The sequence below is a fragment of the Micromonospora sp. NPDC047465 genome (assembly GCF_040643125.1).
Taxonomy (GTDB): domain Bacteria; phylum Actinomycetota; class Actinomycetes; order Mycobacteriales; family Micromonosporaceae; genus Micromonospora.
This window is the reverse complement of the sequence record NZ_JBEYTP010000094.1, coordinates 1-10,186: the sequence shown is the minus strand read 5'-3', so window position 1 is coordinate 10,186 and position 10,186 is coordinate 1. Positions and strand designations below refer to the sequence as shown.

Below are 10,186 nucleotides of genomic sequence, written 5' to 3'. Positions count from 1 at the left end.
TGGGCGGTGGGTGTCGCTCTGGCGGCGGTGTGGCGGCACGTGGGTGTGGTGCCGCAGGCGGTGGTCGGTCACTCGCAGGGTGAGATCGGTGCGGCGTGTGTGGCGGGGATCCTGTCGCTGGAGGACGCTGCCAGGACGGTGGCGTTGCGGTCGCGGGCTCTGGCGGTGCTGCGGGGGACGGGGACGATGGCGTCGGTGGACCTGTCCGCCGAGGCGGTCGCCGCCCGGCTGGCCGCCTTCCCCGGCGTGGGGATCGCCGCCGTGAATGGTCCGTCGACGGTGGTGGTGTCTGGGCCGCCGCAGCCGGTGGCGGATCTGGTGGAGTCCTGCCAGGCCGACGGTGTGCGGGCGCGGTTGATTCCGGTGGACTACGCGTCGCATTCCCCATCCGTGCAGGAGGTCGCCGAGCAGCTTCGTACCGATCTGGCCGACGTGCGGCCTCAGCAGGGTCACATCCGGTTGGTGTCGACGTTGACCGGTGACTGGGTGCAGCCGGAGAGCATGACGGCGGACTACTGGTACGAGAACCTGCGGCGGACGGTCCAGTTCGACGCGGCGGTGCGGGTGGCGGTCGCGGCGGGTCACACGACGTTCGTGGAGATTTCCCCGCATCCGGTGTTGACGATGCCGGTGACGGCGATCCTGGACGACGCGGGCGTCACCGGGTACACGCTGGGTAGCCTGCGTCGGGGTGACGACGATCCGACGCGGCTGTTGACGAATTTGGCCACCGCGCACGCGATCGGCCTGCCCGTCGACCTGACGAAGGTCCTGGCGAGGACGCCGACCGTCGACCTGCCCACGTACGCCTTCGACCGCACCCGGTTCTGGCCGAGCAGGGCGGAGGAGCAGGGCGACGCACCCAGCGGAGTCGACTCCGCGTTCTGGGCGGCCGTCGAACGGGAGGACCTGGCCGCGCTCGCGGAACTCACCGCGCAGAGCGCCACCGAGTCCCTCGAACGGCTGGGCGCCGCCCTGCCGGTGCTCGCCTCCTGGCGACGCCAGCAGCGGGACCGGTCCACCCTCGACGACCTGCGCTACCGCAGCGTCTGGCAGCCGTACAACGGCACGCCCGTCAGCTTCCTCCCCGGCGCGTGGTGGGTCGTCGCCGACGAGCACCGCGCGGACGAGGGCGAGGCCGCCGTGGCCGAGCTGGGCCGCCGGGGCGCCGACGCCCGGCTGGTGCTGCTGCCGGAGGAGCTGACCGAGCGGGCGGCCGTCGCCGAGCATCTGGCCGCCGCCACCCGTACCGGCGACGGCGAACGCGCGCCGGTGGACGGCGTGCTGTCGCTGCTCGCCCTCGCCGACGGCCCGGTCGACGACACCCAGCCGGTGCCGCCCTTCCTGGCCCGATCCCTGGCCCTGGTGCAGGCCCTCGGCGACCTCGACGTGGCCGCCCCGCTCTGGTGCGTCACCCGGGGCGCCGCCGGCACCGCGCGGGACGCGACGCCGGCCCGGCCGGAGCAGTCGCTGCTCTGGGGCCTCGGCCGGGTCGCCGCCCTCGAACACCCCGAACGCTGGGGCGGGCTGGTCGATGTGCCGGCCACCCTGGACGACCACGGCTGGGACCTGCTCTGCGCCGCGCTGGCCGGCCTCGACGGCGAGGACCAGCTCGCCGTCGACGGCGCCACGGTCCTGGTCAACCGGCTGGTGCGGGCCCCCGGCGGCGACACCGTTCCCGACGAGCCCGACCACCCCGGCACGACGCTGGTCACCGGCGGCACCGGTGCCCTCGGCGCGGAGGTGGCCCGCTGGCTGGCCGCCCGGGGCGCCGAGCACCTGCTGCTGGTCAGCCGCCGGGGCGCCGACGCCCCCGGCGCGGCCGACCTCGTCCGGGAGCTGACCGCCGCCGGCACGCGGGTGACCGTCGCGGCCTGCGACGTGGCCGACCGGGCGGCGCTGGCGAAGCTGCTCGACGAGGTGCCCGCCGACGCGCCCCTGACCGGGGTGGTGCACGCGGCCGGGGTCCTCGACGACGGCGTCCTCGACGGCCTCACCGCGGACCGGCTCGCCACCGCCCTGCGGCCCAAGGTGCTCGGCGCGCTGCACCTGCACGAGCTGACCGCCGACCGGCCACTGCGCGCGTTCGTGCTGTTCTCCGCCATGGCCGGCCAGCTCGGCGCCGCCGGGCAGGGCAGCTACGCCGCCGCGAACGCGTACCTCGACGCGCTCGCCGAGCAGCGGCACCGGCAGGGCCTCCCGGCCACCTCGGTCGCCTGGGGCCCCTGGGCGGCCGGCGGGATGGCCGCCACCGACCAGGCCGTGGAGGAACGCCGCCGCCGCAGCGGCGTCGCCCGCCTCGACACCGCGACGGCGTTCGCCGCGCTCGCCCGGTGCGTGGCGCGACGGGAGCCGGCGACGCTGGTGGCCGGCATCGACTGGGCGCGGTACGTGCCGGGGTTCGTCGCCGTGCGGCCCAGCCCGCTGCTGACGGGCGTCGCGGAGGCGCAGCGGGCCGCCGCCGAGCGGGCCGACGACGCCGGGGCGTCGGCGGAGTCCCTCGCCGCCCTGCTCGCCGGGCAGACCGACGTCGAGCGACGCAAGACCCTCCTCGAACTGGTACGCGGCCAGGCCGCCGCCGTGCTCGGGCACGCCTCGGCGGACGCCGTCGAACCGGACCGGGCGTTCCGGGAGCTCGGCTTCGACTCGCTCACCGCGGTCGAGCTGCGCAACCGGCTGACGGCGGCGACCGGCGTACGGCTGCCCGCCACGGTCGTCTTCGACTACCCGACCGCCGCCGGCCTCGCCGAGTACGTCCGGGCGGCGATCGTCGACGGCGGCGTGGTCGGCGTCGCACCGGTCTTCGGGGAACTGGACAGGTTGGAAGCGGCGCTGTCCGGCTCGGTGCCGGACCGCAGCGCCCGGATTCGGATCACGGAGCGGCTGCGGGCGCTGCTGGCCTCCCTCAACGAGGCCGACGCCCCGGCGGGCGGCGGGGACACCGTCGCCGAGAAGCTCCAGGACGCCACGCCGGACGAGGTCTTCGACTTCATCGACCGTGAGCTGGGGGTGTCCTGACGTGATCGCTGCTGCGTGCACGGCTCAACACAAGGAGAGCGCGGTCCATGGCTGACGAGGCGAAGCTTCTCGACTACCTCAAGCGGGTCACCGCCGACCTGCACCAGGTGCGGCAGCGCCTGCGCGAGGTGGAGGCCGGCGAGCAGGAACCGGTCGCCATCGTCTCCATGAGCTGCCGCTTCCCGGGCGGGGTGCGGTCGCCGGAGGACCTGTGGAAGGTGGTCGCGTCCGGGCAGGACGTGATCTCCGACTTCCCGGAGGACCGGGGCTGGGACCTCGCGTCGCTGTACGACGCCGACCAGGAGCAGGGCGGGCTCGGCACGTCGTACACGGCGCAGGGTGGCTTCGTCCACGACCTGGCCGACTTCGACCCGGGCTTCTTCGCGATCTCCCCCCGCGAGGCCCTGGCCATGGACCCGCAGCAGCGGTGGCTGCTGGAGACCTCCTGGGAGGTCCTGGAGCGGGCCGGCATCGACCCGCACTCGCTGAAGGGCAGCCGCACCGGCGTCTTCGCCGGCAGCACCGGCCAGGACTACGGCAGCGTGCTGATGGGCGCCGCGCAGGGCCTCGAGGGGCACCTGATGACCGGCAACGCCGGCAGCGTCGTCTCCGGCCGGATCGCCTACACGTTCGGCCTGGAGGGCCCGGCGGTCACCATCGACACCGCCTGCTCGTCCTCCCTGGTCGCCCTGCACCTCGCCGCCCAGGCGCTGCGCCAGCAGGAGTGCACCCTGGCCATCGTCGCCGGGGTCACCGCCATGTGCACCCCGGCCGCGTTCGTCGAGTTCTCCCGGCAGCGCGGCCTCGCCGCCGACGGCCGGTGCAAGGCGTTCGCCGCCGCCGCCGACGGTACCGGTTGGTCCGAGGGCGTCGGCGTGCTGCTGTTGGAGCGGCTGTCCGACGCCCAGCGCAACGGCCACCCGATCCTCGCCGTCGTGCGGGGCAGCGCGGTCAACCAGGACGGCGCGTCCAACGGCCTGAGCGCCCCGAACGGGCCCTCGCAGCAGCGCGTCATCCAGCAGGCCCTCGCCAACGCCGGTCTCGCCGCCGGCGGCGTGGACGTGGTCGAGGCGCACGGCACCGGCACCCGGCTCGGCGACCCGATCGAGGCGCAGGCGCTGCTCGCCACGTACGGGCAGGACCGGGGGGCGGGCTCTGCCCCGCTGCTGCTCGGCTCGGTCAAGTCGAACATCGGGCACGCGCAGGCGGCTGCCGGCGTCGCCGGTGTGATCAAGATGGTGATGGCGATGCGGCACGGCGTCGTGCCGCCCACCCTGCACGTCGACGAGCCGACCCCGCAGGTCGACTGGACCGCCGGTGCCGTCGAGCTGGTCACCGAGGCGACGCCGTGGCCGGCGGTGGACCGCCCCCGCCGGGCGGCGGTGTCGTCGTTCGGCGTGTCCGGCACCAACGCGCACACCATCCTGGAGCAGGCCCCCGCCCCCGTCGAGGCCGACGCCGCCCCGGCGGTGGAGCGCCCCGTCGTGCCGGTGACGGTGTCGGCCCGCGACGCCGCCGCGCTCGCCGCCCAGGCGGGCAACTGGGCCGCCCGGATCGCCGCCGACGAGGCCCTGCGCCCCCTCGACTTCGCGTACTCCTCGGTGGCCTCCCGGTCCGCCCTGGACCACCGGGCCGTCATCGCCGCCGCGGGCCGGGACGACCTGCTGGCCGGGCTGCGCGCCCTGGCGGCCGGTGAGCCGTCCGGCGCGGTGGTCGCCGGCCAGGCCGGGGACCGGGGCTCGCTCGCGGTGCTGTTCTCCGGTCAGGGCGCCCAGCGCGCCGGCATGGGCCGGGAGCTGTACGCGGCGTTCCCGGTGTTCGCCTCCGCGCTGGACGAGGTGTGCGGGCACCTGGACCCGCTGCTGCCGCAGCCGCTGAAGACCGTGCTCTTCGCGGAGGCGGGCTCCGCCGGGGCGGAACTGCTGGACCAGACGGTGTTCACCCAGGCCGGGCTGTTCGCCGTCGAGGTGGCCCTGTTCCGGCTCGTCGAGTCGTTCGGGGTGGTGCCGGAGTTCGTCGGCGGGCACTCGATCGGGGAGATCACCGCCGCGCACGTCGCCGGGGTGCTGTCCCTGAGCGACGCGTGCGCCCTGATCGCGGCGCGGGGCCGGCTGATGCAGGCCCTGCCGGCCGGTGGCGGGATGCTGGCCGTCAACGCGTCGGAGGCCGACGTGCTGCCGACACTGGACGGGCTGGCCGACCGGGTCGGCGTCGCCGCCGTCAACGGGCCGACGTCCGTCGTCGTCTCCGGCGCGGTCGACGCCCTCGACGAGGTGGAGCAGACCTGGAAGGACCGGGGGGTGCGCACCCGTCGGCTGACCGTCAGCCACGCGTTCCACAGCCCGCTGATGGAGCCGATGCTCGCCGAGTTCCGCGCGGTCCTCGACGGGCTGACCTTCGCCGAGCCGGCGCTGCCGGTCGTGTCGAACGTGACGGGCGCGCTCGCCGACGGCGACGAGATCCGGACGGTCGACTACTGGGTGCGGCACGTCCGCGAGGCCGTCCGTTACGCCGACGGGGTGGCCGCGTTGCGGGCCGCGGGAGTCGGCACGTTCCTGGAGGTCGGCCCGCAGAGCGTGCTGACCGCGATGGCCGCCGACATCCTGCCCGGCGACGACGGTGTGCTCGCCGTCCCCGCCCAGCGCAAGGACCGGCCCGAGGGGCACGCCCTGCTGGCGGCCCTGGCCGAACTGCACGTCCACGGCGTCCCGGTCACCTGGGCGCAGTGGTTCGCCGACACCGGCGCCACCCGGGTCGACCTGCCCACGTACGCGTTCCAGCGGCAGCGGTACTGGCCGGAGGCCGGCGCCGGGTGGACCGGGGACGTCACCGCGGTCGGCCTGCGCCCCGCCCAGCACCCCCTGCTCGGCGCGGCCGTCGGGGTCGCGCACGCCGAGGGTTTCCTGTTCACCGGCCGGCTGGCCCGGCGTACCCACCCGTGGATCTCCGACCATGTCGTGTTCGACACCGTGCTGCTGCCCGGCACCGGCTTCGTCGAACTCGCGCTCCAGGCCGGCGCACACGTCGGGGCGGACCACGTCCGGGAACTGACCCTGGAGTCGCCGCTGATCCTGCCCGAGACGGGCGGCGTCGACATCCAGCTCTGGATCGGACCGGCTGACGAGACCGGCTGCCGCTCGGTGTCGCTGCACTCCGCCCCGGACGGCGAGCCGACCGACAATCCCGGCGAGCGCGCCTGGACCCGCAACGCCAGCGGCGTGCTGGCCAGCGGGCCGGCGGTGCCCAGCGGGCCGCCCGGCTGGTCCGACCTCACCGCCTGGCCGCCCCCCGGCGCGACCGAGGTCGCCACCGACGACCTGTACGTGAACCTCGCCGCCCAGGGCTACGACTACGGCCCGTCCTTCATCGCGCTGCGCTCCGCCTGGCGGCGCGGCGAGGACCTGTTCGCCGAGCTGACGCTGCCCGAGACCCCCGCCGCCGAGGCCGGCGGGTACGGCCTGCACCCGGCGCTGCTCGACGCGGCCCTGCACACCCTCGGGCTCACCACCGCCACCGGCCAGCCGTCGAGGGCGGACATTCCGCCCGGCTACGGCCGGCTGCCGTTCTCCTGGAACGACGTCGCCCTGCACGCCGCCGGCGCGGCGGCGGCCCGGGTCCGCGTCACGCACACCGGCACCGACAGCATCTCCCTGCTGCTGGCCGACGTCACCGGTGCCCCGATCATCTCCGTCGGCTCCCTCGTCCTGCGTCCCGTCTCCGCCGACCAGCTCCGGGTGGCCGGGGGCGGCGGCACCGAGTCGCTGTTCCGGATCGAGTGGGCGCCGCTCGCCCCGACCGCCGCCCCGGCGACCGCCGGCTGGGCGGTGGTCGGCGCCGACGCCGGCCTCACCGACGCGCTCGTGGCCGGCGGGACGGCCGCGGCGGCGTACCCCGACCTGGACGCCCTGGCCGCGGCGCTAAACGACGGCGCGGACGCCCCCGGCGTGCTCGTCGTGCCCCTCCTCGAACCGCCCGGACCGGACGACCTGCCCCGCGCTGTCGCCGAGACCACCCACCGGGCGCTCGACGCGCTCCAGCGGTTCCTCGCCGACGACCGGTACACGGCCTCCCGCCTCGTGGTGCTCACCCGGGGCGCGGTCGCCACCGCCCACGACAGCGACCTGACCGACCTGGCCGGCGCCGCCGTGATCGGCCTGCTGCGCTCCGCCCAGTCGGAGAACCCCGACCGGTTCGTGCTGGTCGACGTCGACGACGTGGCCGGTTCCGCCGCCGCGCTGGTGCCGGCGCTCGCCACCGATGAGCCGCAGGTCGTCATCCGGTCCGGCGTCGCCGCCGGCGCCCGGCTCACCCGGGTCCCCGCCCAGGCCGAGCCGCCCGCCTCGCCGTTCGACGGCGAGGGGAGCGTCCTGATCACCGGCGCCACCGGCACCCTCGGCCAGCTGATGAGCCGGCACCTGGTCACCACCCACGGCGTCCGGCACCTGATCCTCACCAGCCGGCGCGGCCGGTCCGCCGCCGGGGTCGCCGAACTCTGCGCCGACCTGGAGGCCCTCGGCGCGACCGTCACCGTCGCCGCCTGCGACGTCGCCGACCGGAACGCCGTCGCCGAGCTTCTCGCCGGCATCCCGGCGGAACACCCGCTCACCGCCGTCATCCACGCCGCCGGCGTCCGCGACGACGGCACCATCCCCTCCCTCACCCCGGAGCGGATGGACGCCGTGCTGCGGCCCAAGGTCGACGCCGCCTGGAACCTGCACGAGCTGACCGCCCACCTCGACCTGAAGGCGTTCGTCTCGTACTCGTCCCTCGCCGCCACCGCCGGCGGCCCCGGCCAGGGCAACTACGCCGCCGCCAACGCGTTCCTCGACGGCCTGGCCCACCACCGCAAGGCGCACGGCCTCGCCGCGCTCACCCTCGCCTGGGGTCTCTGGGCCGACCGTAGCGGCATGACCACCGAGCTGGACGACGTTCACCTCAACCGGATCTCCCGCTCGGGTGTCGCGGCGATGGAGGCGGAGGAGGGCCTTGCGCTCTTCGACGCCGCCTGCCGGACCCCCGACGCCGCGCTCGTCCCGGCCCGCCTCGACCTGGCCGCGATGAAGGTGCAGTTCGCCGGCGGCAGCGTCCCGCCGCTGTACCGCGCGCTGATCCGCACCCCCGCCCGCGCCGCCGCGGTGACCACGGGCGCGTCCCTCGTCCAGCAGCTCGCCGCCCTCGGCGACGCCGACCGGCTCGCCGCGCTGGTCGAGATCGTCCGGGGCCAGGCCGCCGCCGTGCTCGGCTACCCCGACCCGACCGCGATCGAGCCGCGCCGAGCCTTCAGCGAGTTCGGCTTCGACTCGCTGACCGCCGTCGAGATGCGCAACCGGCTCAACAACGCGTTCGGCATGCGGCTGCCGGCCACCCTCGTCTTCGACTACCCGACCCCGCATGACCTGGCCGCCTTCCTGGGCACGGAGATCGCCGGCACCCCGGTCCCGGTCCGGCCAGCGACCACCGCCGTCGCCGTCGGTGACGACGAGCCCCTCGCGATCATCGGTATGGCCTGTCGGCTGCCCGGTGGGGTGTGGTCCCCGGACGACCTGTGGCGCCTCGTCGCCGACGGCGTCGACGCCATCACCGACCTGCCCACCGACCGGGGCTGGGACCTGGACGGGCTGTACAGCCCCGACCCCGACGCCAGCGGGACGTTCTACGCCCGCGGCGGTGGGTTCCTCAACGGCGTCGACCGGTTCGACTCCGACTTCTTCGGCATCAGTCCGCGCGAGGCCCTGGCCATGGACCCCCAGCAGCGGCTGCTGCTGGAGACCACCTGGGAGACCTTCGAGTCCGCCGGCATCGACCCCGCCGCCGCGCGCGGCAGCAGCACCGGTGTGTTCGTCGGCACCAGCGGACAGGACTACGCCAACCTGCTCGCGTACGCGCCGGAGGGCACCGAGGGCTACGCGCTGACCGGGCTCACCAGCAGCGTCATCTCCGGCCGGGTGGCGTACACGTTCGGGCTGGAGGGGCCGGCCGTGTCGCTCGACACCGCCTGCTCGTCGTCCCTGGTGGCCCTGCACTGGGCCGGGCAGGCGCTGCGGCGCGGCGAGTGCGACATGGCCCTCGCCGGCGGCGTGATGGTGATGGCCACCCCGACTGCCTTCATCGAGTTCTCCCGGCAGCGCGGCCTGGCCGCCGACGGGCGGTGCAAGTCGTTCGCCGCCTCCGCCGACGGCACCGGCTGGTCCGAGGGTGTCGGCATGCTGCTCGTGCAGCGGCTCTCCGACGCCCGCCGGCAGGGCCGCAAGGTCTACGCCGTGGTACGCGGCTCCGCGATCAACCAGGACGGGGCGTCGAACGGGCTGACCGCGCCGAACGGCCCCTCGCAGCAGCGGGTCATCCGGCAGGCCCTCGCCAGCGCCCGGCTGTCCACGGCCGACGTGGACGTGGTGGAGGCGCACGGCACCGGCACGACGCTCGGTGACCCGATCGAGGCGCAGGCGCTGCTGGCCACGTACGGGCAGGACCGGCCCGCCGACCTGCCGCTGCTGCTGGGGTCGATCAAGTCGAACATCGGGCACGCGCAGGCCGCCGCCGGCGTCGCCGGAGTGATCAAGATGGTGCAGGCCATGCGGCACGGGATCGTGCCGGCGAGCCTGCACGTGGACGAGCCGTCGCCGCACATCGACTGGTCGGCGGGTGCGGTGGAGCTGGTGACGGAGGCGACGCCGTGGCCGGCGGTGGACCGGCCGCGCCGGGCGGCGGTGTCGTCGTTCGGCATCTCGGGCACGAACGCGCACGTCATCATCGAGCAGGCCGACGAGACCGAGCCGCCCGTGGACGCCGCCCCGGGGCTGGTCGCCTCGGACGTGGTGGTGTGGCCGGTGTCGGCCCGGTCCAGGGCTGCCCTCGCCGGGCAGGCCGCCCGCCTCGCCGCGTACGCGCGGGAGCACGGCGACCTCGACCCGGCGGCCGTCGGCTGGTCCCTGGCGACGACCCGCGCGATCCTCGACCAGCGCGCCGCCGTCGTCGGCGCGAGCGTCGAGGAGCTGCTCGCCGGCCTGGAGGCCGTCGCGGCGGGTTCCCCGGCCGGTAACGCGGTCACGGGCGTGGCGTCGGGTCACGGCGCGGGTCCGGTGTTCGTGTTCCCGGGTCAGGGGGCGCAGTCGGCGCGGATGGCGGCGGGTCTGGTGGGTCGTGCGCCGGTGTTCGACGCCAGGCTCGC

2 protein-coding genes are annotated in these 10,186 nt (G+C 75.7%); both read left to right on the top strand.

The features are described 5' to 3' along the window. Positions 1-3,018, top strand: a 3,018-nt coding sequence (locus ABZ793_RS34210) for an SDR family NAD(P)-dependent oxidoreductase (protein WP_357465065.1), incomplete at its 5' end; no start/stop codon positions are given. A gap of 47 nt (positions 3,019-3,065) precedes the next feature. Continuing rightward, the coding region (locus ABZ793_RS34205; protein WP_357465063.1) for a type I polyketide synthase at positions 3,066-10,186 on the top strand (7,121 nt) is incomplete at its 3' end.